Genomic DNA, 22,475 nt, shown 5'->3' on the forward strand with positions numbered 1-22,475 from the left:
GTCTTAGCGGCTTGTCTTGGCGGCTTGTCTTAGCGGCGTGGCAAACCGGCTTCGCTCATGGACACGGCCTTCACCTGTGTCCACTCGAGTACGGAATCGGCGCCCATGTTGCGGCCAAAACCGGAGTTCTTGTAGCCGCCGAAGGGTGCGCCGATGGCGGCAGCGCCGAAGGCGCTGTTCACTCCGACCTGGCCGGCCTGCAATGCACGGCTGGCCCGGACGGCCCGGCCCACGTCACGGGTCCAGATGGAGGCGACCAGGCCGTAGTCGGTGCCGTTGGCGACCTCGAAGGCCTCGGCCTCGTCGTCGACCGGAATCACCGACAGGACCGGCCCGAATATCTCTTCACGGGCTATCCGCATGTCCGGGTCCACCTTGTCGAAGATGGTGGGTTCGACGAAGAAGCCGTCGTCGAATTTGTCACCCGCGGGCACACCTCCGCCGAGGACGAGTTCGGCGCCGCTCTCCTTGCCGATGTCGATGTAACCCAGCACGCGCTCGTGCTGCTTCTTGTTCACCAGCGGCCCCATGGTGACTTGTTCGTACCAGGGCCCGACGGTGATCTCCTCCATCTGTTTCGCCAGCCGCTCGACCACCTCCTGATGGATGCTGCGCTCGACCACCACGCGTGAGCCGGCGGCGCAGATCTGGCCGGTGTTCAGGGTGATCGACCAAGCCATTCCGCGGACGGCGGCGTCGAGGTCGGCGTCGGAGAAGACGACCTGGGGCGACTTTCCGCCCAGCTCGAGATGGAGCGGGGTGAGGTTCTGCGCGCAGGCGGCCATGATGATCCGGCCGGTCTCCGGGGAGCCGATGAAGGCCATCCGGCGGACCTTGGGGTGGGCCGGGATGGCCGCCCCGGCCTCGGCGCCGTACCCGGTGACGACGTTGATGACACCTGGCGGGATACCCACCTCGAGCGCGAGCTTGGCCAGCGCGAGCGGGGTCAGCGGGGCGTCCTCGGCAGGTTTGATGACGATGGTGTTGCCGGCGGCGATGGCGGCGCCGACCTCGACGGCGAACAACGGCCCTGGGGCATTCCACGGAATGACCGCCCCGACGACGCCGTAGGGCTCGCGGAGCGTGAAACCGACGGCCTCCGGGTGGTGAGTGGGCAGCGAGACGCCGTGGACCTTGTCAGCCTGTCCGGCGATGAATCGGAGCTGACGCCCCATTCCTGGCGGGCCCCAGCTCGGCCGGCCGACCTCTTGCGACTCGAGGCTGTCGAGTTCGGTGCCCTTGGCGTCGATGAGGGCGGCCCATTTGAAGATCAGCTCGCCGCGAGCGGTCGCGCTCATGTCCCGCCACGCGGGGAGGGCGCGTTCGGCCGCTTGGACGGCGTGCTCGACGTCGTTCTCATCGCTGCGTGGAATCCGGGCGATGACGTGCTGATTGGCTGGATTGATGACATCGATCGTGCGGCCGGTGGCGGAGGGGACCCACTCGCCGCCGATGAGCTGAACGCCGTCGAGGAGGATGTCGGGGTCTACGGTGCCGCGGGTGCCGGAGGTGACGGTCATGAAAGTGTCCTTAAGGTCAGTGTTGGCTCGGACTCACTCGTGATCGATGAGTACGACGCCGCGGATGTTCTTGCCGTCGAGCATGTCCTGGTAACCCTCGTTGACCTGGTCGAGGGTGTAGGTGCGGGTGACGAGTTCGTCGAGTTTGAGCTTTCCCGACTTGTACATGCTCAGCAGCCGAGGTACGTCGGTGAGCGGGTTGCAGGCACCGTAGATGTTGCCCTGGATGCGGCGCTGGAAGCCGATCAACGGGCCCGGATTCTCCTTGATCATGCCGGGACCGACAGCGGTGATAGTGACTTGACCGGACTTGCCGACGATGTTGATAGCGTCGTGAATCACCTCGTCGTTCAGTACGCCCACGGTGATGATGGCGTGGTCGGCCAGTTCGCCCCACGTGACGCCGCGGACGAATTCGAAGGCTTCCTCCGCCGTCGCGAAGGTGTGGGTCGCGCCGAACGTGGGAGCCATCTCGCGCTTGAACCCGACGGGGTCCACAACGACGACCCGTTCGGCACCGGCCATCGCCGCACCTTGCACGGCGTTGGAGCCGACACCGCCGGCGCCGAAGATCACTACGGTCTGCCCGGCGCGGACTCCTGCCGCTCTGACAGCCGAGCCCCACCCCGTAGGCACCCCACAGCCGACGAGACAGGCGACCTCGAAGGGGATGTCCTTCGCAATCTTGATGACAGAAGACTCGGAGACCACCGAGTACCGGGTGAAGGTACCGAGCACACACAACCCGCCGTAGTCCTCGCCGTCCTTGTGGAAACGGAAGGTGCCGTCCTGCAGGACCCCGATACCGGCGTTCTTTCCGTCGTCGCAGAGGTTCTGCCGGCCGGAGGAGCAGTACCGGCAGCGGCCGCAGACCGGGATGAAGGATGCGACCACGTGGTCGCCGATCTCCACCCGCGTCACGCCCGGGCCGACGGCGTCGATGACACCCGCGCCCTCGTGACCTCCGACCACCGGCATCCGCATGGGCGCGTCGCCCTTCTGGATGTGGTCGTCGGAATGGCACAGTCCTGCGGCGTAGATCTTGATCCGGACCTCGTTGGCCTTGGGCGGGTCGAGCTCGAGTTCGGTGACCTCCCACGGCTTACCCGGCTCGCGGCACACCACGGCTTTGGTGGTCATCCTCGTGGATGACGTGTCGGGCGTCGATGGTTCGGCGATGCTCGCGGTAGTGCTCATGTGTCTCCTTCTCCCGCTGCTGGCCAAGGCCTTCGGAGCTGTACCTCGATGATGGCTCAAGCGTGCGGGTGAGGCAGCTCCGTTGCTGGCACTTGGTGCCAATACTCGCCACGCCGGTCGGGCAGCTCAATACCCTTTCCATCTCGCGGAAGGTTCGCATTCCGCGGGGCACGCACGTGGGCAAGCAAGAACCCGCGGACCGGGTTCCGCGGGTTCTAACTGGTCACGACGCGGCTGCGTGCCGGCTGCGGAACGCAAGCGTGCGAGCGCTGGGTTGCGGAGCACGTGCGGCCAGTGCCCGGGAGATACGCCTGGCCATCGCCCGGACAATCCCCACATAACGGTCCGGGTCGTGCCGGTCGAGGCTGCAGATCATCCCTACGGCCGCCTCGATGCCGCCTTCGGCGTTCATCACCGGGGCCGCGATCATGCCTTTGTCTCCGACCGGTGTGTTGCGCGCGATGACGTGGCCGTCGGCCCGAGTCTGCTCGAGAGTCTTCAGCAGCGTGGGAACGTCACCGATGGTCTGCGAGGTGAAGCGCAGAAGCGGCTCGCGCACGTACAGGTCCACGAATCCCGGCGGCGCGTATGCGAGCAGCACGAGGCCCGTCGCGCCCACGTGCAGCCGTAGGCTCCCGCCGATACGGTTCGCTCCGCCGTAGTTCGGATGCAGGCGCAGCGCCTCCAGATTCATCACGTTCAGCCCGTTGCGCACCGCGAGGTGGACCGTCAGGCCGGTGCGCCGCTGCAGGTCCACCAGGTATGGAAGTGCTGTCTCACGTAGCCGCAGGCCCTGTGTCGATACCGAGGCGAGTTCGATGAACTTCGCGCTGAGCCGGTACCGCCCGTCCTGGTCCACCTCGAGTCCGCCCCAGCCGAGCAGTTCCTGGACGAGACGGTGCGCGGTGGTGAGCGAGAGATCCGCGCGGCGGCTGAGCTCGGACAATCTCAGCGCGCCATTGCCGTCCGAGAAGGCGCCGAGCAGAGCGAGCAGCCGGCCCGCCGCCGTTGGCTTGGGTGACTCGTGGGTAGAACCGCTGTCCATCGCTCCTCCTTGAGACCACGTCCCTCGACGACGACAGCAACCTCCGGCTCAAGAGATGGGCGTGAGCCGCACCGGTCACATGACATATGTCGCGCGCTCGTTCTTGAGGTCCTGCTCCGTCAGTGTCAATCCCGAGCGTTCGCGGAAGGTGTCGCCGACGTACTCGTCCCGGAAGTAGCCGCGTTCCTGCAGCTCGGGGACGAGCAGCCGCAACATGTTGTCCATCCCTTCCGGCACGCTGGGCGGGTTGAAGTTGTAACCGTCGCAGGCGCCGTCCTCGAACCACTCGATCATGCTCTCTGCGATCTTGTCCGGGGTGCTGATCATCACCCGGTGGCCCACGGCACGGGAAATGTGGACGATCAATTCCCACAGGCTCATCCGCTCCGCGAGCTCACGGAACAGGTACCAACGCTCCATCCGTTGCGGACCGTCGACGAAACGGTCCGGCGGAATCTTGTCATTGAGGTCGAGGTCGCTGACGTCGGCGTCGATCAGGCTCTGGATCATCGCCCGTCCGTTGTTCTCGTCGATGCAGTTGGCCAACTCATCGGCGAGTTCGTCGGCCTCGGCCTGCGTGCGGCCGGTGATCGGCATGATCCCGGGGAGGATCTTGACCTTCTCCGGGTCCCGTCCCTTGGCCTTCACCTTCTGTTTGTAGTCCGCGTAGAACTCGATGGCCTTGGCCTTGTCCGGCTGCACGGTGTAGACGAGATCAGCGATGGACGAACCCAGCTCGATGCCGGCGGGTGACTGTCCAGCCTGAACCAGCACAGGCCGTTCCTGGGGCGAGCGCGGGATGGCCAGCGGCCCTTGGACGCGGAAGTACTCCCCCACATGGTTGATGTCCCGGATACGGTCATTGTCGATCCAGAGTGCCCGCTGCTTGTCGTCGATGATGGCGTCGGCGTCCCAGCTGTCCCAGAGTTTCTTGACGACCTCGACGAACTCCGTCGCACGCGCGTAACGCAGCTCGGGCAGCGGCATCTGCTCCCGTCCGAAATTCTCGTTCCCGTTGATCGAGGTGACGACGTTCCAGCCCACCCGGCCACCACTCAACACATCGAGTCCGGCGAACTGCCGCGCCACAGCGTACGGCTCGCCCCACGTCGTCGAATGCGTGCCGATCATGCCGATCTTCTCGGTGTGGCCGATCATCGCGCCTATGGTCGAGATGGGTTCGTAGACAGAGACACCCCGGAAACCACCACGCCGCAGGCCTGCGGCGCTGAAGCTGTCGGCGAAGAATATCGCGTCCAGCCGGGCGGCCTCGGCTGCCTGCGACATGTCGCGGATGAGTTCCAGTGTCCCGATCTCGCCCGACCGGCTCCGTGGGTGTCTCCACGCGTCGTTGTGGTAGCCGAATCCCACCATGAACATCGTCAGGGCAAGCTGGCGATTCGATTGGCGAACCATGAAGGCTCCTCCTCATCGGGAATAGTCCCCGAGAAACACCCGGACACCGAATGGCACGTCAGCGCGTCTCTTTCGGATCTTCCGCGGCGCGGACGCATTGGACAAGCAAGTCTTCCGTCATGCGGAACCACACGTTGATCGCGATCCGGCACTCGACCGGGCCATCCGCGTGCGACTCCTGACCTCGAGATGGCAATAGGTGCTGTCGTAGAAGATCAACGGATCCCGGTCGGGCCACTCTCGAGGACCGAGCGCGTCGACGTGCCCGACAACGATGAAATGATCGCCGGCTCTGTGCTCGTCCCAGATCTCGCAATCGAGCCAGGTCAAGGTGCCGTCGATAACGGGAATTCCGCGTGGCGAGGGACTCCAGCTCACACCCGACCATTTGTCCGTGCCGCTCCGGGCGAACTTGTCCGAGAGCTCTCGCTGATCATCGGCAAGCACGTTGACCGCGAAGTGGCCGCTGGCCCGCAGCCGGGGATACGTCGTCGACGATGTCGTGACGCTGAAGGAAACGAGCGGAGGTTCCAGCGACACGCTATAGAAGGACTGACATGTGAACCCGACCGGTTCGCCTCCGTGCCAGCCGCTGATCACGGTGACTCCCGAGGCATACTTCGCCAGGGTGTTCCGGAACCGGCGAACATCGAACTCCGTCGAACGACCCGTCGTATCGTCCACTGGTCTCCCCCTCATGCCTCAACGACCTCGTCGGGCGACTCGGCGGCAAGCCGGCATGCAGGTGACAGCCGAGCGAGACGGGTGATGCTGTCGATACACTCCGCGACCATCTCGTCGAGAACCTGGCCGCCCCGTGCCCACTCGGAAATGGGGATGTAGAGGCCACGTCCGGGAACCACGGCGCCCAGCTCCATGAGGAGGGGCGCCAGGGTGACGGTCGGCGCCATCGAGTGCGACAGATCCGCCCCGGTGTGCACCGGGATCACCACCACACCGGCTAGCGCGTTGGAGGAGTAACGATCGAGGAATGCCTTGAGCAAGCCCGTGTAGGCCGCCTTGTAGGTCGGGGAAGCGACCACGACGAGATCGCTGTCGGCCACCGCGTTGTTCAATGCGTCCAACCGCTGCGACGGCCACCGGAATATCTCGTCGGCATAGTCGGCGAGGTCGATCACCGTGCACGTATACGTGCCGGGCTGCAAGACCTTGTCGACGACACGCTCCGCGATCTCGCGGGTACGCGACATCGGTTTCGGATTTCCGACTACAACGGTCACTCCAACGGTCATAGACCCACGATCGCGACCACGCGTGTTGAGATCAACGAAGCCTTCCGGGGCACGGAAGTGGCAGCCACCGAGAATGCGGCAGCCGCCGGTATCACTCGTCCTGGAGCGCGGCCAAAGCCTTCTCGATACGCCGCCGGCGCGTGTCGGGCTTCTTCGCGCTCTCGATGGCGCGCACATGCTCACGCTTGCGGCTGTACGAAAGATTGTCGTATGCGGCACGGGCGATTGGGTCGTCGTCCAATGCGCTGGCGAAGTCCGGAGGCTCGACGACGACGCGTGGTTCGGTGTCGAGCTCGAGTTCGACCTCCACCTCGTCACCGATCGCGACACCCGCTGCCTGCCGGTTGGCGTTGCTGAGGCCGAGCAGGTGGCGCCCGCGCATGATCGCGATCCGGCTCTTCCAGGAATGGCCGTTGAGCGTGATCGTCACTGGCGGCCGCGCGCCCCCGCCGAGCGCTTCCACCACCTCGGGCGGAACCTCTAGCCCCCGCATAGGCTCGGGCGGCTCGACGAGGGTGCGAAACTTCACGACGTTCTCCTTGCTGATCGGTGCGGAATCAGGAGGCGTAGGTGGTGACCTTCCACAGATAGCCGTCTGGATCACTGAAGTAGCCGTAGTATCCGCCCCACTGGGCGGCGGCCGCGTCCTTGACCACAGAACCACCGGCGGCCACCGCGTTGCGGATGGTCTCGTCCACCAGTTCCCTGGAGTCGGGGTTCAGGTGGAACGAGGCACCCCGGAAGCCCGACCCCTCCGCGGGGACGCCGGCATCCTGCGCCGCCGCGTCCCATTCGTACAGGGCCAGCTGCAGGGATCCGCCGCCCAGGCTGAACGAGACGAAGTTGCGAGTGTCCTTGTCGATCTTGAAACCCAGACCTTCAGCATAGAACTTCTTGGCGCGCTCCACGTCCTTGACTCCGAGCATGATGGCGCTCACGTCCAATAACACGTCTTCTCCTAGTAGCGTCGATTTGCTGGGCGAACTCGTGGGCCGGTCATCCATCCAGCCCGCGATGTCACACCGGCTCGGGTTGGCCGGTCATTTGGTATGACAGGCCGCGACGGAGGAATGTGACAGATGATCGATCACGACTGGCTCAGTGAACGCTTCGCCGAGCATCATGACCGCTTGCACGCGGTCGCCTACCGGATGCTCCGCTCACCGCGCGATGCCGAGGATGCGGTGCAAGAGGCGTGGCTACGGGTCAGCCGCGCCGACACCGACCAGGTGGACAACCCGGCCGGCTGGCTGACCACGGTCGTCGCCCGGGTCTGTCTGAACATGCTGGAAGCACGCCGGGCACGGCGTGAGGAGCCGGCAGGAACGCTGCCGCCCGAGCCGGCCGCACCGCACGCGAGCTCCCACCCGAACAGCCTAAACGGCCTGAACGGCCCGGCCGGCCCCGAGGATGAGGCGCTGCTGGCCGAATCGGTCGGGGCAGCCCTGATGGTGGTGCTGGACACACTGACCCCCGCCGAACGGCTCGCTTTCGTCCTGCACGACGTCTTCGACGTGCCGTTCGGCGAGATCGCCGGCATCATCGACCGCTCCCCGGCGGCAGCCCGGCAGCTCGCCAGCAGGGCCCGGCGCCGGGTGCAGGGCGCGGCGACCGCGTCCGAGGCCGCCCGATCCCGCAAGCGGGAGATCATCACCGCTTTCCTGGCCGCCTCGCGGAATGCCGACTTCGACGCGTTGCTCACGCTGCTCGACCCGGACGCCGTGACCGGCGATGTGCGCGGCGCCCAGGCGGTGGCGGAGTTCTTCGCCGGACGAGCTCAGGCCGCCCGGCCCGCTCTGGTCAACGGCGTTCCCGCGGCCGTATACGCGCAGCGGGGCCTCCCGAAGGCCGTCTTCACCTTCACCATCAGCAACGAGAAGATCACCGGCATCGCCATCGACGCCGACCCGGACCGGCTGCGCGAGCTCGACATCGTCTTTCTCAGCTTCGGCAACAAGGCGCGGCAACGGTCCCCGGGACAGGACGAGACACCCGAACCGTTCTGAAGCTCCGCACTTACCCATCGCCCCGGCGCGGCCGCCGGCCAACACCCGTACCTGCCCTGCGGGAAGGAAACCCGACCAGAATGGATATCAGGCTCACCTGTTGCACGCTCGCCGTCCACGACCTGAACGAGGCATTGCGCTTCTACCGCGACGTTCTTGGCTTCAAGGTGCACGATGACGTCGAATTCGCGGGGGTACGGTGGGCCAGCATCGGCCTGCCATCGCAGCCGGACGTGCGGATCATCCTCGAACCACCGGGCATGCACCGGGGCGCCACGGCGGCCGACCGGCAAGCGATCGCGGACCTCACGGCCCACGGCCTGCTCGGCCGGCTCGTCTTCATGACCGACGACTGCGATGCCACCTTCGAGCACATCGAGGCCACGGGCGCCGAGGTGATGCAAGAGCCGATCGATCAGCCCTTCGGCGTCCGGGACTGCGCCTTCCGCGACCCTTCCGGGAACATGTTGCGCTTCAGCCAACGTGGCGGCCGACAGGCAGGGTCCGTCGTCGGGTCAGGGCGCATACTTCCAGATCGTCTGGAGCCATGACCCGTCCCGAGAAGGATTCGGCCATCTGCTCCCACGCCGGCCTAGGTGTGCTGTGCGGCACCAGATGATGTAACGCGAGGGTGCGCACACCAGCTTTTTCGGCGATGGCAGCAGCCTGGGCGGGCGTGGTGTGAGCCGCTCGATGGTGCTCCAGCACCGCCTGATGCTCAGCCGTGGGAGACGCGGCATAGATCCGTTCGGCCCAATCCATGTCGAGCGCCTCGTGCAGCAACAGCTCGGCGCCGTCGGCGATACGAACCGTGTTGTCGGTCGGTGCCGTGTCGCCGGACACGACCACCGAACCTTCGTCACAGTCGAGGCGAAAGGCGAAAGCCGGGGCCAGCGGTGGGTGCTTGACCAAGATGCTCGTTACGCGCACGGCGTCGTCCTCGAAGACCTGTATCGGTTCCATGGCAGGACAAGGGTTGAGGTTCGGATGGAAATCGAGTGTCGCGGGCAAGGTGATCTCCTGGGCCTCGAATAGCTCCCATGGGCTCGGCCGCTTCGCGTCGTAGCGGCGGTCGTTGATGTCGGTGGCGTACGCATGCAGGAGGTGCTCTACGGTGGCGCTGATTCCGGGCGTCGGATGACCGGGCGACACCGGGAGCAGCCCGTCGGCGTCGCGCCAGGGCAAACACCCTCGGGAACCGGGCCCCACGATCGGGATAGGAGTGTCTCGCCGCTGGATCCGCATCATTCCGAAGATCATCAGGCTAGCGAGGTCGACGACATGATCGGAATGCAGGTGCGTGATGAAGATCGCCCGGAGGCTGGGCAGCGTGAGTCCCGCGTCGATGAGCTGCTTTCCGACGCCGGAGCCGGCGTCGATCAGGTAGGTGCGATCACCCACGACCACTGCGGTCGCGATGCCGGCCCGATCCGTGCCTTGGACCCACGACGGACCGCCGCCGGTGCCGAGGGTGATCACCCGTGCCGCTTCGTCGCGCATCAGCTCAGTCCGAGCAGGCCCGCAGCGTTGTCCCGCATGATCAGCTGGGTGACGTCCTCGTCGAAGCCCAGCTTCTCGAAGTCTCGTATCCACCGCTCGGGGGTCAGGACCGGATAGTCGGTCCCGAAGAGCATCTTGTGCTTGAGCAGCGTGCGGGCGTACTGGACCAGGTTCGGCGGAAAGTACTTCGGCGACCAGCCGGACAGGTCGATGTGCACGTGCGGCTTGTGCAGCGCCACCGAGAGCGCCTCGTCCTGCCACGGGAACGACGGATGCGCGAGGATGATCCGTAGTTCGGGGAAGTCGACGGCGACGTCGTCGGCGTACATGGGGTTGGCGTATTTGAGCCGGATGCCTCCGCCGCCGGGCCGCCCGGCGCCGGCTCCGGTGTGGCCGCTGTGAAACAGCGCGATCGTCCCGGTCTCCTCGATGGCCTCGTAGATCGGGTAGACGTCCCGGTCGTTGGCGTAGAAGGCCTGGCTGCTGGGGTGAAATTTGAAGCCGCGCGCGCCGTGCTCGGCGAGCCGGCGGACTTCACGGGCGGCCCTGCGGCCCGCGTGCGGGTCGACGGCGCCGAACGGGATGATCACGTCGGGGTATTCGGCGGCGAGGTCACACAACTCGTCGTTGCTGACCTCGGGCAGCTCACCGGTCGCCCAGCTGTTGTCCACCGTGAAGGCGACACACATCATCTTCAGCTCGCGGTAATAGCCGGCGAGGTCGTGCACGGTCGGGCGCGGCATGTCCGTCTTGAAGTACTTGGCCATGGCCTCGTCATGCTGTCTCGCCTCCTCCCCAGCTGATTTGCGCGCCGAGGAGAGGACGTGTGTGTGGACGTCGATCGCGACGACGTCGTCGTTCAGCTTCACCACTGTCACCACTGCTCCTGAATGATGCGCGGATTCTCAGCCACCTGTAGGGGCATTCCCGTGCGGGCGACGACTTCGTCCACGGTGAACCCGTCGGCGATCTCTTCGAGGACGAATCCGTCGTCGCCGCGGCGCAGCAACGCGAGGTCCGTGACGACGACGTCGGTACAGCCTGCCGCGGTGATCGGGTAGTCGCAGCGCTCGACCAGCTTGGGCCGGCCCTTGGAGTCCACGTGCTCCATGGTCACGATCACCGACCGGGCGCCGACGGCGAGATCCATGGCGCCGCCGATGCCGCCTCCGGGCCGGCCCGGATGAGCCCAATTCGCGAGGTCGCCGTTGCTGCCGACCTGATAGGCGCCGAGAATCACCGCGTCGAGGCGTTTGCCGCGGGCGATCTCGAACGATGTCACGGAGTCGAAGAAGCTGACACCGGGCAGCAGGCCGATGAAGTTCCCGCCGGCGTCGTGGAAGTCCGGATCGGCCTCCTCGAGTTCGATGAACTTTCCGTAGTTGAGGATGCCGTTCTCCGCGTGGAGCACGACGCCTCTGCCCTCGAGGTAGTTGACCACGCCGTTCGGCAGCCCAGCGCCCAGGTTGATCACCGCGCCGTCCTCCAGCAAGGCCGCGGCCCGGCGGCCGATCTCCTGCCGGGACAGCGCCGGTTTGCCGTCGTACTCTCTGCGGGAGTCCGCCGGCCGGGCCGAGCGCTGCGGCAACTCGGAGACATCCACCCGAGTGGTCGTCTTGACCACTCGGGCGATGAAGATCCCGGGCAGGTCGATCTCCTCGGGTCGCAGGCCGCCGACGTCGACGATCTCTTCGACTTCGATGATCGCGGTACGGGCGGCTTTGGCGAAGCTGTCATTGAAGTTCCGGCTACCGCCCCGGAACTGGACATTGCCGTAGCGGTCCGCGCGGTAGCCACGCAGGATCGCGTAATCAGTGGTGATGCCCCGCTCGAGGATGTGCGGCTCACCGTCGAAGTAGCGCACATCCTTGCCCTCGGCCACGGCGGTGCCGACGCCCACAGAGGTGTAGAACCCGGGAATTCCCGCACCCCCCGCCCGCATCCGCTCGACCAGGATGCCCTGCGGCACCACCTCGAACGCCATCGTTCCCGCCACGATCTGCTCCTCAGCGATCGTGGGTTTACCCGGCCGGGATGAGAAGCTCGCCACCAGGTGGGAGATCTGCTCGTTCTCCGCCAGCAACTGTGCCGTCGGCGCGCCCGGCGAACCCAGACCGTTGCAGTAGACCGTCAGGTCCTTCGCACCGTGATCACGCAGGGCCAGGATCAGACTGGAAGGAAACCGATGCGAGATGCCGAAACCGGAGATCGCGACCGAGGCGCCGTCGGGGATGTCGGCCACAGCCGCCGCTGGGGAGTCGAAAACCTTGTCCGTCATCCGTTGTTGCTCCTCACTCCTGAGATTTCTGCCCGGGGTCGCGGACCGTCAGCCCTCAGACCTGGATTCTCGATGCCGTGGCGACCCGGCCGCGCCGCTGTTACGGACCGCGGCGAAACCACCACCGTCCACCGACAGCACCTGACCAGAGATCCACCGGGCCTGGTCAGTCGAGAGGAAGTAGGCGGCCGAGGCGATGTCCCACGGGGTGCCTTCGGTCTGCAAGGCGACGTTCTTCCGGCGCAGCTCGCGCATCTCCTCGTCCATGCCCCGCGCGGCAAAGGCGCCCCAGATCATCCCGACCCGCACACAGTTGACCCGGATGCCGTGCGGGGCGAGCGAACTGGCCGCACCGACGCTGAGCTTCTCCAGCGCGGTTTTCGCGACGCTGTACGGCAGGCCTGGCCCGCGGCCCTCGGCGGCGCCTGAAGAAACGGTGACGATGCTGCCGCCCCGGTTCATGTGTTTGTACGCGTTGCGCATGAGCAGCAAGGCCGAGGTGCAGTTGACGTCGATCGCGGAGTACCACTCGTCGAGCGGAGCTTCGAGGATGGGGCTGATGCCGCCGCCGCCGATGGTGGTGGCGACGACGTCGATGTTCCCGAAGCGCTGCACCACCTCAGCGATGGCCCGGGCGACCGACGCGTCGTCGGTGATGTCGACGTCAAAGGTCTCGGCGTCACCACCCTGACCGCGGATGGCGTCCACCGTGCGCTGGCCGGCCTCCCGGTCGCGGTCGAGCACCGCCACCGAGGCACCGCCACGGGCATACAACCAGGCGATGCCGAAGCCGACGTTACCGAGCGGACCGCTCAGGCCACCGCCGGCCACGACGGCCACCTTGCCCGCCAGCCATTTCTGATCCCCGGAGGCGATCGGATCCTCGATGGGAAGCGGCCATGTCTCCTGCGACGTCATGCGGTACTCCAATGAGCTTCGTTGCTGGGTTGGGCGAGGTGCGGAGATCCCGGCGGGTCACCGGATGGGCAGGGACTTCCCTGCCCAGGTGGAGAAGATCCGGACCACCATCGACATCGCCGCGTTGGGTGATCCGGCGACGATGATCGGCAGGTTGGCGGGGCTGGCGTCGGCGAACAGGGGGTGAAAATGGCCGGGATCGAACGGGCCGTCGGGCAGGTGGCTCAAACTCTTGCCGACCGCTGCGAGCTGGGCCTCCGTCTTCCCAGCCCGGGCAACAATCCATTCCCGCACGTCCTGCTTGGACATCCCCGCCTCGGCGAAGATCCGGGCATGATCCGGATTCATCACGATCGCGGCCGCGGCGTGCCGGAAGATCCACGATCCTGACCGGGAGATGGTGTCGACGAAGTCACGCAACACCTCCTCTGGATCATGGAAATGCCGGTTGTCGACGAACTCGCAGGTGCGCACCAGCATGGTGCTCAGCGCGTTCTCGCCGGCCGCCAGGCCGCCCTCGACCGACAGCGGCTCCCAAGGGCTGTGCTCCTCGTCCTCGCCGATCAGCATGGTCCACCTGCCGGGCAGGCCCTGGGTGGCCTGCTCCAGGGCGTGCGGCACGACGCCGAAGCTGTTGCGAACGGTCAGGCCGATGGCCCGCGGGATGGTGGCATTCGGCCGGAACCCCGGGCCGAGCACGCCACCGGTGGAATTGATGCCGAGTTCACCCCGGATCGGGCCATTGACGATGACGAACGGCGCCGGGCCGGAGGTCGACTGCCAGCCGCCGCCGAGCACCGACCGTTCAGCCGAGAGCGCATCCCACAGCGTGAGGACCAGCGGGAAATACTCGGGTTTGCAGCCCGCCATGACCGCGTGCGTGGCAACGTCGCGGATCACCGCCTCCCGGCCGAGCTGAGGCAACCTGGCGATGACCTCGTTCTCGTCACGGCTCGTGGTCGCGAGAAACTCCTGGACCGACTTCTCGGTAGCGGCGACCAACGGCAGCCCGTCGGACCAGCCCTGCTCATAGGTGTACTCGGTGACGTGGCGGGCCGCGACCGGGTCGAGCTCTACTGCCGTCCGATTGCTCACGCGGCCTCACCCATGGCTGTTCCGGCGATCCGCGCGGATTCTGAAGTGTTGATGATTGCGTTTCTCATGACCGTCCCTCCCATGCGTCACGGAACACTATGCGCGACGCCGGTGATCTCCCGCCGCTCCCTTTCCGTGACGTGGAAACGGTTCTGACCAGGAAGGACGAAACGCGCGCAGGTGGCCCAGATCACTCACCGACCCATTCCAGGCTCGCCCACGGAGTGTTGTTGGTCTGTCCCGAACCGTCGTCGAGGTTGGCCCATCGACTTGTGTTCACCGTGTGGTTCGACCCGTTGGTCCAGGCCAGCGGCGCCCAGAAGGTCAGCTCCTTGAGTCGCTCCTGAACGGTGTGAAAATGCGTCGCCCGCTCCTCGCGGTCGAGCGTGTTCAGTGCGGCGCCGGCAGCGGCGTCGAGCTCCTCGTCGCACACACCCGAGCCGTTGTTCAGCGGAACCCGGTCCGGGTTGCAGGTCACCCACCGGGTCAGGCCGATGCTGGGGTCCGCGCCGACCGTCGTTCGCAGGATGAACATCCCGAAGTCGCTCTCCTCGAACACCTTCTCCATCCACACCGGCTCCGCGGAGCCGACGAGGTTCACGTCGATGTTCACCTCGGCCAGCGAGGCCTGGACGATCTCCGCGACGGCCGCGGCCTCGGAATGCGCCGAGATGAAGCGCACGTCCAGCGAGAAGCGGGAACCGTTCCCCTGGACCGGATATCCCGCCGCGTCGAGACCCGCGTTGATCGCGTCGATGTCACGCGGGAAGTCGGCGGAGAAGTTGATGCCTGGGTGCTGCGCCCATGCGAGCGTGTCCGGGTAGAAGGACTCGGCCGGCTCCCCCAGGCCACTGAGTCCGAGGCGGGTCACCGCCTCCCTGTCGATCGCGGCGAACACCAGCGCCCGGACCTCCGGATCCTCCAACTCGGGAAGGAGCCCGTTGAACGTCATCCCGATCAGCTGCCGGAACGCGCCCCGCTCCATCAGCTTCAGATCGGGATGAGCTGCTACCTCGTCCTGCTGTGCGGGATCTACCACCGCCACGTCGAGTTCACCTGACAGCAGCGAAAGGGTCCGGGTATTGACGTCACTCATCACCGGGTAGATCGCACGGTCGACCTGCGTCTCGCCACGCCACCAGTTCGGGTTGCGCACCAGCACGACCTCATCACCCGGGTTGTAGGACTCGAACATCATCGGGCCGGTCCCGATCGGTGCCATGTTCGCCGGATTGGTGACGTAGTCGGTGCCCTCGTAGATGTGCTTGGGAACAAGCGCCTGCTGGGACAGGGCCTCCAGCAACGGCCCGTACTGCGTGTTCAGGTGCAACACGACGGTGTGCTCATCGGGGGTCTCGATCGAATCGATCGTCGCCGTGAGCGGACCGCCGAAGGTCTGCAGCGGCATGATCTCCTCGAAGTTGAACGCCACATCCTCGGCGGTGAAGGCCTCTCCGTCGTGCCACTGAACCCCTTGTTCCAGGTAGAACGTTACCGTCGAGTTGTCGTCGGCGAACTCCCACTCACGGGCCAGCCCAGGAATGATCTCGTATTCGTCGGTGACCTCGAGCAGAGAACCCAGGATCGTGAACCCGAACCGTAGCGGGATCGGCCCTCCGGCGAACTGAGGGTTCAACGAAGTAGGGTCATCGCCGATCGCCTCGACGTACACCCGCTCGGCACCGGATCCGCCGTTGCCGTTTGCGCCGACCCCGTTCTCGCCGGCCCCGCTTCCGTCGTCGCTCTGCCCACACGCGCACAGGGCGACGGCCGCGGACGAGGCAATCGCCATCAATCGCTTCCTAGCACTCAACATCGAGTCTTCACTCCCCAAGGGATCAGAGAACACAACCGATTCGGTACACAGCAGCTCGGCGCCGTTGGCTCAGCGCTGGTCGATCACCTCCAAGACCGGGGAAGCCGCCAGCAAGGTCTTGGTGTACGGGTGATCAGGGTCGGAGAAGATCTTCTCTTTGGTGCCTTCTTCGACGATCTCGCCCGACTTCATGACGTAGACGTAGTCCGCTACCTTCTTCACCACCGGTAGATCGTGAGTGATGAAGACGTACCCGATGCCCAGCCTCTCCTTGAGGTCGTTCATCAAGCGCAACACCCCCGCTTTGACCGAGGCGTCCAGGGCTGAGACCGCCTCGTCGGCGACGATGATCTTCGGATCGAGCACGATGGCCCGGGCGATGAGCACGCGCTGGCGCTGGCCTCCGCTGACCTCGTGTGGGTAACGGTCCAGGACGGTCTCAGCCTGGTCGAACCCGACCAGGCGCAGCACCTGCATGACCTTCTCATCGACGGCCGCGCGCCCGCTGGCGATCCGGTGCAGCCGCACGATCTCCCCGATCGCGCGGCGAACCGTCTTTCGCGGGTTGAGCGATCCGGCAGGGTCCTGCAACACCGCCTGCACGCTTCGCCGATAATGCCTCAACTCCGACCGGCTCATTCCGGCGAGGAGCACGCCGTCGAGCTCTATCCCGCCGGAGCTCGCCGGGATCAGCCCGAGCAACATCCGCGCGAGCGTGCTCTTACCACTCCCGCTCTCGCCCACGATCGCGACGAACTCCCCCGGCCGGGCCTGCAACGTCGCATCCTTGACCGCATGGACGGGACCGGAGCCGCGCGATGCGCGGAAGGTTTTCGAGGCGTGTTTCATCTCAAGCAGCATCCGGGCTTCCTCCCTTCCCCGAGGTCGCGTTCACCGGCCAGGCGGCTTCCTCGTCGAACGCGGACGCCGATGGCTGGTCTTCGAGCCAAGCCCGGAACGAGGGCGGGATGGAGTACAGCTCCACGCCGTCGTCGGTCAGGCTGCGCACGCTGCGAAGCAGTACTTGGGTGTAGGGATGCTGAGGGCTGTTCAGCACGTCCGTGGTCGGTCCGGACTCGACGACCCGTCCGCCGTACATCACATAGATCCGGTCCGTCATGCTGGCCACCACGGCCAGATCGTGAGAGATCAGGATCAGCGACGTCCCGAGTTCGGAGACCGTCTCGTCCAGGGTGCGCAGAACCCGTTGCTGGACGGTGGCGTCCAGGGCCGTCGTGGGCTCGTCGGCGACGATCAGCTCCGGGCGTTTGGCGATCGCGATCGCGATGAGGACGCGCTGGCGCATTCCACCGCTCAGTTCGTGCGGGAAACGCTGAGCCAGACCAGCCACGTTGTCGAGTCCGGCGAGCGAGAGGAACTCCAGGACCTCCGCGTTCACCTCCCGGCTCCGGGCGCGCCCAGCGGGAATCGACTCCTCGACCTGGCGCCCGATCCTCATCACCGGGTTCAAGAAGGTCAACGGATCTTGGAAGATCATTCCGACCTTCGAGGCACGGATCTTCTGCCACGCTCTGGGACCGGCACCGACCAGCTCCTGCCCATCGAATTCGATCGATCCGGTGACCTTGACCCGAGGACTGGCCGGCAGAAGACCCGCGATCGAGCGTCCCGTCACCGACTTCCCGGATCCGGACTCACCCACGATCCCGACGCGCTCGCCCCGCCGGACACTCAAGCTCACATCCTTGACCGCTTCGATCTCGCCGCGCACGCCGGTGGGAAGGCGCACCGCCAGATTCGTGACCCTCAGCAGCTCACTCATCGCTTCACCTTGCCGATCGACGGGTTGAGCGAATCGTTCAACGAGTCGCCGAGCATGTTCACCGCGAGGACGACGGTGAATATGCACAGGCCGGGGAACAACGCGAGCCACCAACCGGACTGCATGTACGACTGCGCCGAATTCAGCAACGCGCCCCAGCTCGGCCGGTTCGCATCGCCGATCCCGAGGAAGGCCAGGGCCGACTCGACCAGGATCGCGCGGCCCACCGTCATGGTCGTCGCGACGATCACCGGAGGCATGGCGTTGGGGATGACGTCGGACCACAGAATCCGGAGACTCTTGAAGCCCGCCGCCCTCGCCGACTCGACATAGCCGAGCTGCGCGATGCGCATCGTCTCGGCACGCACGATTCTCGCCACCGCCGGCCACAAGGTCAGCGACAGGATCGCCACGATGATCCACACATTGGCCCCCAGCAACGCCGCGGCGACCAACGCGAGAATGATGCCCGGGAGGACCTGGAAGAACTCCGCGACCTTCACCAGCAACGTGTCGGCGAACTTGCCATAGAAGCCGGCCAGCCCGCCGACGATCAACCCCAACGTCATACACAGGATCGCGACGGTGAACCCCACCAGCAACGACACCTGTCCGCCGCGCAGCACCCAAGCGAGGTAGTCACGCCCGAGCTGGTCGGTGCCCATCGGGTATTCCGAGCTCGGCGGCGCCAGAGTCGGATGGCTGACCGAGATCGGACTGCCGGCGAAGATCGGCCCGACGAACGAGATCAAGGTCATGATCACCAGCAGCGTCAGGAAGACGATTGTGCCCGGCTTTCGTATGTACGATTTCCAGACCGACTCCCGCTGCCCGGGTGGCACCCTCATGCTCATGCCTGGCGGCGGGTCCACGCGGGTGCCCCGCGGCGCACCCGTACCGGCGTCTCTCTTCCTTCTCTTCTTGCCCTGCAGGACGGTCACGAGTCGCTCCTCGCTGGCTGCGCGAACCTCGTCCGAAGCCGCGGATCGACGATGCCGTAGACCACGTCGGTCAGGATGTTCACGATCAGGATCACGACGGTGATCATGATGACCACTCCGAGCACGACCTGATTGTTGTTGCGCTGGATGGCATCCAGAAGCAGCAGACCCATTCCCGGCCAGCCGAAAACCCGCTCGACCACAACGGAGCCCGCCAGGGCGAACCCGAGGCTGTAACCACTGACCGTGACCATGGGCAGCAGGCCGTTCGGCAGCGCATGACGCCACATCACCCGGTTACCCGGCAGTCCTTTCGAGCGGGCGGTGTCGATGTAGTCCTGCCCGAGCGATTCGATCATCGATGAACGCATGATCCGCGCCTTGTAGGCCAGCTCACTCGTCGCCATCGTGAAAACCGGCAGGATCAGATATTCAATGGCAATCCCGCTTTCCCCATAGGGACTGTTTCCCTGGGTCGGTAGCCAGCCGAGATTCATCGAGAACACCATGATCAGGAGCATTCCGAGCCAGAAATTCGGTATGGAGAAGAACGCCACTGCCCCGGCTGAGATGGTGCCGTCCAGCCACCGCGACCGAGTACGCGCGGCGATCGCTCCGAGAAGGATGCCGCCGGCCGTGGAGAGCACGAATGCGGGAATGGCCAAAGCCAGGGTGTTCCAAATCCGGCTCATGATCAGCTCGGCCACCGTCATAGATGAACCGAACGAATACCCCAGATTCCCGGTGAAGACATTGCCGAGGTAGATGAAATACCGTTCCCACACCGGCCGGTCGAGCCCGAATGTGGCCACCACTTGTGCCCGGAACTCATCCGAGACCGGGTTGTCGCCGATGAGGCTCTGGACTGGATCACCTGGTGCGATCTCGAGTAACAAGAACAGTACCGTGATGACCACGACAAAGAGCAGCAACGAAGAAGCCAGAAGCCTCCCGTAATGGACGAAGATCGGCTTCATCGCACCCCGCTGACCCGGCTCGATATCGAGCCACAAGCCCGAGATAGCACCATTCCACAACTCCTCCGCATCTTCATCGACGGCAGGAATACCACCATCCCGTCCGCGCGAGGCGAGCCTCTCCTATTGACCGGCAACTACCGGAATAGTCGACGCTGGATCATGGCGTTACGCCGAATTGATCGTCGCCACACTCACGGGCTGAACTCAATGCGGCCTTCCACGTCACGGAAAACGGCGCCTCAGTCAGAATTTGACGCGCTAGTGGTCGTTCGTCGCCGTGAGCGTGCCCGACGGGAGGTGGCCGAGTAGCCGCGCCGCCACCTCAGGAGCCAGCTCACCGGCGCGGCGCTCGATCTGCTCGTTGGTGAGGTTGGCGACCGGGTGCTGGGTCAGGAGGAATCCGTAGTCCGCGTCACCCTGCAACTCAGCCATCGCCCGGGAGGTCGTCTCGAAGGCATCGGTGCAGATGACGGCTGCCGGCAGGCCGGCACGCTCCAGGGCGATCCCGTCCGCCACGGCCGCCGCGCTGCACGAGCCGCAGTCTCCGACTCCGACGACCACGACGTCACAGGCGTTCTTCAAGTCGGCGAGCAGTTCCTCGTCAAGCGGCATCGCGAACTGCGTCTTCGTTCGCCGCACCAGCTCGACGCCCCCATGCGCTTCGTCGAGCGCCGCGCCGACCGCGTCGAGAATCCGATCCGCGTTGCGTTTGGTGTTCTCCAGTAGTCCGACGCGCAGTCCGTCCAGGCTCGAGACGACGGGCGGCGTACCACGTTCCGCGGTGACCCGGTCGCGAGCTCGCGCGGTCGGGTCGATTATTCCGTCTACCATGATCAACCTCCGATGTGTCGAGCACAAACTATGAAGCGCGCCCGGAGCCGGGCGCATGCGTGCTTCCGTCTCGCGGAAAAGCACGCATCGCCACGACCGCGCGCTACCGCCGGCCCTGTCGGGCCGGTCATCTCCTTGCCGCGCCGGTCACTTCTCGCTGGCGGGCAGCACCACATGATCGAGCCGGTAAGGGGTCGAGGCCAGCGCCTCGGACATGATCGCTTCCATGACCGGCTGCGGGACGAGGCAATCGGCGCAGGCACCCTCGCCGGCCTCGATCCGCACGACAACACCGTCGCCATCGGTCTTCGACCACGTCAGCAGATAGCCGTCGCTGGCCATCATCTCGCGGAACTTCCGTAGTGCCTCGTCCACGGCAGCACTGCCGCCGCTGGCCTGTGTCATCGCGAGCCTCCCGCCGGTTGCTCGCCCGCACCTGTGGGAGCGGGAACCGTCTGTCGCCCTCTCATCTCACTCGGTCTCCTCGTTGTACCGGTCCTTATGTGTGTCCTCTGAGCAGCAAAACACGTCGTCTGCACGTGACCGAGAGGACTTTCACCCGCCGGAAGGCCGGATTGCCCAGGCCCGCTCCGATCCCGTCCGGATGAGGTTCCCGTCCGGTGGAAAGGCAGGTCCCGGGCGTGAGTGCCGGGTGATAGTCAAGGGAAATGTCCAGCATCGGCATCCGGCTGCGAAGCCGTCGTCGCGAGAACGAGGAGCAACCGTTGCGCAACATGGTCATCGTCGGTTCGGGACCGGCCGCGTTCACCGCCGCGATCTACGCATCCCGAGCCGGCCTTCAGCCACTGCTCGTCGCGAGCTCGGTAGAGGTCGGCGGCGAGTTGATGAACACGACCGAGGTCGAGAACTTTCCGGGCTTCCCGGAAGGCATCCTCGGGCCTGACCTGATGATGCGGTTCCAGGCACAGGCCGAGCGCTTCGGCACTGAGGTCGACGTCGAAGACGTCGTCGAACTCGACCTCGAGTCACGCGTCAAACGCGTGCGGCTCGGTAACGGAGTCGTCCACGAGTGCGCGACGGTGATCGTCGCGACCGGTTCGGCCTACCGCAAGCTCGGCCTTCCCGAGGAGGAACGCCTGTCCGGGCACGGCGTGTCCTGGTGCGCCACCTGTGACGGCTTCTTCTTCCGCGGCAAGACGATCGCGGTCATCGGTGGTGGCGACTCGGCGATGGAGGAGGCGACCTTCCTCACCCGGTTCGCCAATCGGGTCTATGTCGTGCATCGCCGGGATACCCTGCGCGCGTCGCACATCATGCAACAGCGGGCCTTCGACGATCCGAAGATCACCTTCATCTGGAACTGCGAGATCACCGCCATTCACGGCGACGACATGGTCACTGGGGTGGCGCTGCGCGACACCGCCACAGGCGAGCGCCGCGACCTAAAGCTCGACGGCCTGTTCGTGGCCATCGGTCACGACCCGCGGACCCACCTGGTCCACGGCAAGCTCGACCTCACATCCGACGGCACCATCGCGGTGCAAGGTCGCTCGTCACGGACGTCGGTCGAGGGCGTATTCGCCGCTGGAGACGTGGTCGACCCGCACTACCGCCAGGCGATCACCGCCGCCGGCTCCGGCGCCGCCGCCGCCCTGGATGCCGAGGCCTACCTCGCCACCTTCTCCACAACCACGGCAAGCGCCGGCCAGGTGGCAGCCACGACGGCCTGACCCCACCGGGACCTCTGGCACCGACTTCAATACCGCCAGGTGGGTTTAGCGGCATCTTCTGGCGTTCTGGGCGGCCTGGCGGTATTGAAGTCGGTGCGCGGCTCCGGGGCGGCCTGCGTCACCGTACAGCGGCAGCAAGCGTTACGCCAGGCCACGAACCCTAGTGACCAATCAATGAAGCGCCGTCTCGATGTGCCCGACCGAC

The 22,475-nt window shown here is 65.7% G+C and carries 23 protein-coding genes; 3 read left to right on the forward strand and 20 right to left on the reverse strand.

Features of this window, described 5'->3' with window-relative positions; translation table 11 throughout:
• Window positions 1–29 precede the first annotated feature (29 nt).
• The 8 genes from F7O44_RS05340 to F7O44_RS05375 form a co-directional block, all read right to left on the reverse strand.
• The gene (locus F7O44_RS05340; RefSeq protein ID WP_162449065.1) at window positions 30–1,520 is read right to left on the reverse strand and encodes an aldehyde dehydrogenase family protein; all 1,491 of its coding nucleotides are present in this window, start codon (window positions 1,518–1,520) and stop codon (window positions 30–32) included.
• A 33-nt stretch (window positions 1,521–1,553) separates the two neighbouring features.
• Entirely contained in the window at window positions 1,554–2,717 is a 1,164-nt protein-coding gene (locus tag F7O44_RS05345) for an NDMA-dependent alcohol dehydrogenase (protein WP_222851086.1), read from the reverse strand.
• Window positions 2,718–2,940: 223 nt separating this feature from the next.
• Window positions 2,941–3,762 carry an IclR family transcriptional regulator gene (locus F7O44_RS05350; RefSeq protein ID WP_162449066.1) on the reverse strand — a complete coding sequence of 274 codons (822 nt, stop codon included), beginning with the start codon at window positions 3,760–3,762 and terminating at the stop codon, window positions 2,941–2,943.
• A gap of 75 nt (window positions 3,763–3,837) precedes the next feature.
• Window positions 3,838–5,178: an NtaA/DmoA family FMN-dependent monooxygenase gene (locus F7O44_RS05355; RefSeq protein WP_162449067.1), complete on the reverse strand. Its 1,341-nt coding sequence runs from the start codon at window positions 5,176–5,178 to the stop codon at window positions 3,838–3,840.
• Between the two features lie 117 nt (window positions 5,179–5,295).
• Complete coding sequence (locus F7O44_RS05360) at window positions 5,296–5,862, reverse strand: flavin reductase family protein (RefSeq protein ID WP_222851087.1); 567 nt, start codon at window positions 5,860–5,862, stop codon at window positions 5,296–5,298.
• 11 nt (window positions 5,863–5,873) lie between these two features.
• Window positions 5,874–6,431, reverse strand: coding sequence for an NADPH-dependent FMN reductase (locus tag F7O44_RS05365; protein WP_162449069.1), 558 nt, complete (start codon window positions 6,429–6,431; stop codon window positions 5,874–5,876).
• 91 nt (window positions 6,432–6,522) lie between these two features.
• Window positions 6,523–6,960 carry a YdeI/OmpD-associated family protein gene (locus F7O44_RS05370; protein WP_222851088.1) on the reverse strand — a complete coding sequence of 146 codons (438 nt, stop codon included), beginning with the start codon at window positions 6,958–6,960 and terminating at the stop codon, window positions 6,523–6,525.
• A gap of 28 nt (window positions 6,961–6,988) precedes the next feature.
• On the reverse strand, window positions 6,989–7,381 hold the full coding sequence (locus tag F7O44_RS05375; protein WP_162449070.1) for a VOC family protein: 393 nt from the start codon (window positions 7,379–7,381) through the stop codon (window positions 6,989–6,991).
• 129 nt (window positions 7,382–7,510) lie between these two features.
• Between F7O44_RS05375 and F7O44_RS05380 the strand changes: the two genes are divergently transcribed.
• Together F7O44_RS05380 and F7O44_RS05385 are read left to right on the forward strand one after the other, a co-directional pair.
• Window positions 7,511–8,437, forward strand: a complete 927-nt coding sequence (locus F7O44_RS05380; protein WP_162449071.1) for a sigma-70 family RNA polymerase sigma factor — start codon at window positions 7,511–7,513, stop codon at window positions 8,435–8,437.
• Window positions 8,438–8,517: 80 nt separating this feature from the next.
• Entirely contained in the window at window positions 8,518–8,988 is a 471-nt protein-coding gene (locus F7O44_RS05385) for a VOC family protein (protein ID WP_162449072.1), read from the forward strand.
• Here F7O44_RS05385 and F7O44_RS05390 read toward each other — a convergent pair.
• From F7O44_RS05390 to F7O44_RS05445, 12 genes are all read right to left on the reverse strand, one after another.
• Window positions 8,912–9,937, reverse strand: a complete 1,026-nt coding sequence (locus F7O44_RS05390; protein WP_162449073.1) for an MBL fold metallo-hydrolase — start codon at window positions 9,935–9,937, stop codon at window positions 8,912–8,914. The genes F7O44_RS05385 and F7O44_RS05390 overlap by 77 nt on opposite strands.
• On the reverse strand, window positions 9,937–10,809 hold the full coding sequence (locus F7O44_RS05395) for an amidohydrolase family protein (RefSeq protein WP_343073835.1): 873 nt from the start codon (window positions 10,807–10,809) through the stop codon (window positions 9,937–9,939). Before F7O44_RS05395 ends, F7O44_RS05390 begins: the two co-directional genes overlap by 1 nt.
• A 2-nt stretch (window positions 10,810–10,811) precedes the next feature.
• The gene (locus tag F7O44_RS05400) at window positions 10,812–12,215 is read right to left on the reverse strand and encodes a 3-oxoacid CoA-transferase (protein WP_162449074.1); all 1,404 of its coding nucleotides are present in this window, start codon (window positions 12,213–12,215) and stop codon (window positions 10,812–10,814) included.
• Between the two features lie 48 nt (window positions 12,216–12,263).
• Window positions 12,264–13,133 (reverse strand): SDR family NAD(P)-dependent oxidoreductase, encoded by an 870-nt coding sequence (locus tag F7O44_RS05405; RefSeq protein WP_162449075.1) that lies wholly within the window; start codon window positions 13,131–13,133, stop codon window positions 12,264–12,266.
• A 57-nt stretch (window positions 13,134–13,190) separates the two neighbouring features.
• Window positions 13,191–14,228 (reverse strand): hypothetical protein, encoded by a 1,038-nt coding sequence (locus F7O44_RS05410; protein ID WP_162449076.1) that lies wholly within the window; start codon window positions 14,226–14,228, stop codon window positions 13,191–13,193.
• Window positions 14,229–14,418: 190 nt separating this feature from the next.
• A complete protein-coding gene (locus F7O44_RS05415) occupies window positions 14,419–16,020 on the reverse strand; it encodes an ABC transporter substrate-binding protein (protein ID WP_162449077.1) in 1,602 nt (533 codons plus the stop codon).
• Between the two features lie 93 nt (window positions 16,021–16,113).
• A complete protein-coding gene (locus F7O44_RS05420; RefSeq protein ID WP_162449373.1) occupies window positions 16,114–16,905 on the reverse strand; it encodes an ABC transporter ATP-binding protein in 792 nt (263 codons plus the stop codon).
• Window positions 16,895–17,827, reverse strand: a complete 933-nt coding sequence (locus F7O44_RS05425) for an ABC transporter ATP-binding protein (protein ID WP_162449078.1) — start codon at window positions 17,825–17,827, stop codon at window positions 16,895–16,897. Before F7O44_RS05425 ends, F7O44_RS05420 begins: the two co-directional genes overlap by 11 nt.
• Entirely contained in the window at window positions 17,824–18,768 is a 945-nt protein-coding gene (locus F7O44_RS05430; RefSeq protein ID WP_162449079.1) for an ABC transporter permease subunit, read from the reverse strand. The genes F7O44_RS05425 and F7O44_RS05430 overlap by 4 nt, the downstream gene beginning before the upstream one ends.
• The gene (locus tag F7O44_RS05435) at window positions 18,765–19,745 is read right to left on the reverse strand and encodes an ABC transporter permease (protein WP_162449080.1); all 981 of its coding nucleotides are present in this window, start codon (window positions 19,743–19,745) and stop codon (window positions 18,765–18,767) included. Before F7O44_RS05435 ends, F7O44_RS05430 begins: the two co-directional genes overlap by 4 nt.
• 261 nt (window positions 19,746–20,006) lie before the next feature.
• The gene (locus F7O44_RS05440; protein ID WP_162449081.1) at window positions 20,007–20,579 is read right to left on the reverse strand and encodes a UGSC family (seleno)protein; all 573 of its coding nucleotides are present in this window, start codon (window positions 20,577–20,579) and stop codon (window positions 20,007–20,009) included.
• A gap of 147 nt (window positions 20,580–20,726) precedes the next feature.
• Window positions 20,727–20,984: a hypothetical protein gene (locus tag F7O44_RS05445; protein ID WP_162449082.1), complete on the reverse strand. Its 258-nt coding sequence runs from the start codon at window positions 20,982–20,984 to the stop codon at window positions 20,727–20,729.
• 320 nt (window positions 20,985–21,304) lie between these two features.
• On the opposite strand from F7O44_RS05445, the gene trxB reads away from it, so the two are divergent.
• On the forward strand, window positions 21,305–22,270 hold the full coding sequence (gene trxB / locus F7O44_RS05450; RefSeq protein ID WP_162449374.1) for a thioredoxin-disulfide reductase: 966 nt from the start codon (window positions 21,305–21,307) through the stop codon (window positions 22,268–22,270).
• The last annotated feature ends 205 nt before the right edge of the window (window positions 22,271–22,475 follow it).

Origin of the sequence: Phytoactinopolyspora mesophila (genome assembly GCF_010122465.1) — a bacterium.
Lineage (GTDB): Bacteria > Actinomycetota > Actinomycetes > Jiangellales > Jiangellaceae > Phytoactinopolyspora > Phytoactinopolyspora mesophila.

Excerpts from the sequence above, each read along its gene's own strand:
- F7O44_RS05340 (WP_162449065.1), bottom strand. The coding sequence starts at position 1,520 with ATGACCGTCACCTCCGGCACCCGCGGCACCGTAGACCCCGACATCCTC.
- F7O44_RS05345 (WP_222851086.1), bottom strand. The coding sequence starts at position 2,717 with ATGAGCACTACCGCGAGCATCGCCGAACCATCGACGCCCGACACGTCA.
- F7O44_RS05350 (WP_162449066.1), bottom strand. The coding sequence starts at position 3,762 with ATGGACAGCGGTTCTACCCACGAGTCACCCAAGCCAACGGCGGCGGGC.
- F7O44_RS05355 (WP_162449067.1), bottom strand. The coding sequence starts at position 5,178 with ATGGTTCGCCAATCGAATCGCCAGCTTGCCCTGACGATGTTCATGGTG.
- F7O44_RS05365 (WP_162449069.1), bottom strand. The coding sequence starts at position 6,431 with ATGACCGTTGGAGTGACCGTTGTAGTCGGAAATCCGAAACCGATGTCG.
- F7O44_RS05380 (WP_162449071.1), top strand. The coding sequence starts at position 7,511 with ATGATCGATCACGACTGGCTCAGTGAACGCTTCGCCGAGCATCATGAC.
- F7O44_RS05385 (WP_162449072.1), top strand. The coding sequence starts at position 8,518 with ATGGATATCAGGCTCACCTGTTGCACGCTCGCCGTCCACGACCTGAAC.
- F7O44_RS05390 (WP_162449073.1), bottom strand. The coding sequence starts at position 9,937 with ATGCGCGACGAAGCGGCACGGGTGATCACCCTCGGCACCGGCGGCGGT.
- F7O44_RS05400 (WP_162449074.1), bottom strand. The coding sequence starts at position 12,215 with ATGACGGACAAGGTTTTCGACTCCCCAGCGGCGGCTGTGGCCGACATC.
- F7O44_RS05405 (WP_162449075.1), bottom strand. The coding sequence starts at position 13,133 with ATGACGTCGCAGGAGACATGGCCGCTTCCCATCGAGGATCCGATCGCC.
- F7O44_RS05415 (WP_162449077.1), bottom strand. The coding sequence starts at position 16,020 with ATGGCGATTGCCTCGTCCGCGGCCGTCGCCCTGTGCGCGTGTGGGCAG.
- F7O44_RS05420 (WP_162449373.1), bottom strand. The coding sequence starts at position 16,905 with ATGCTGCTTGAGATGAAACACGCCTCGAAAACCTTCCGCGCATCGCGC.
- F7O44_RS05425 (WP_162449078.1), bottom strand. The coding sequence starts at position 17,827 with ATGAGTGAGCTGCTGAGGGTCACGAATCTGGCGGTGCGCCTTCCCACC.
- F7O44_RS05435 (WP_162449080.1), bottom strand. The coding sequence starts at position 19,745 with ATGAAGCCGATCTTCGTCCATTACGGGAGGCTTCTGGCTTCTTCGTTG.
- F7O44_RS05440 (WP_162449081.1), bottom strand. The coding sequence starts at position 20,579 with ATGGTAGACGGAATAATCGACCCGACCGCGCGAGCTCGCGACCGGGTC.
- F7O44_RS05445 (WP_162449082.1), bottom strand. The coding sequence starts at position 20,984 with ATGACACAGGCCAGCGGCGGCAGTGCTGCCGTGGACGAGGCACTACGG.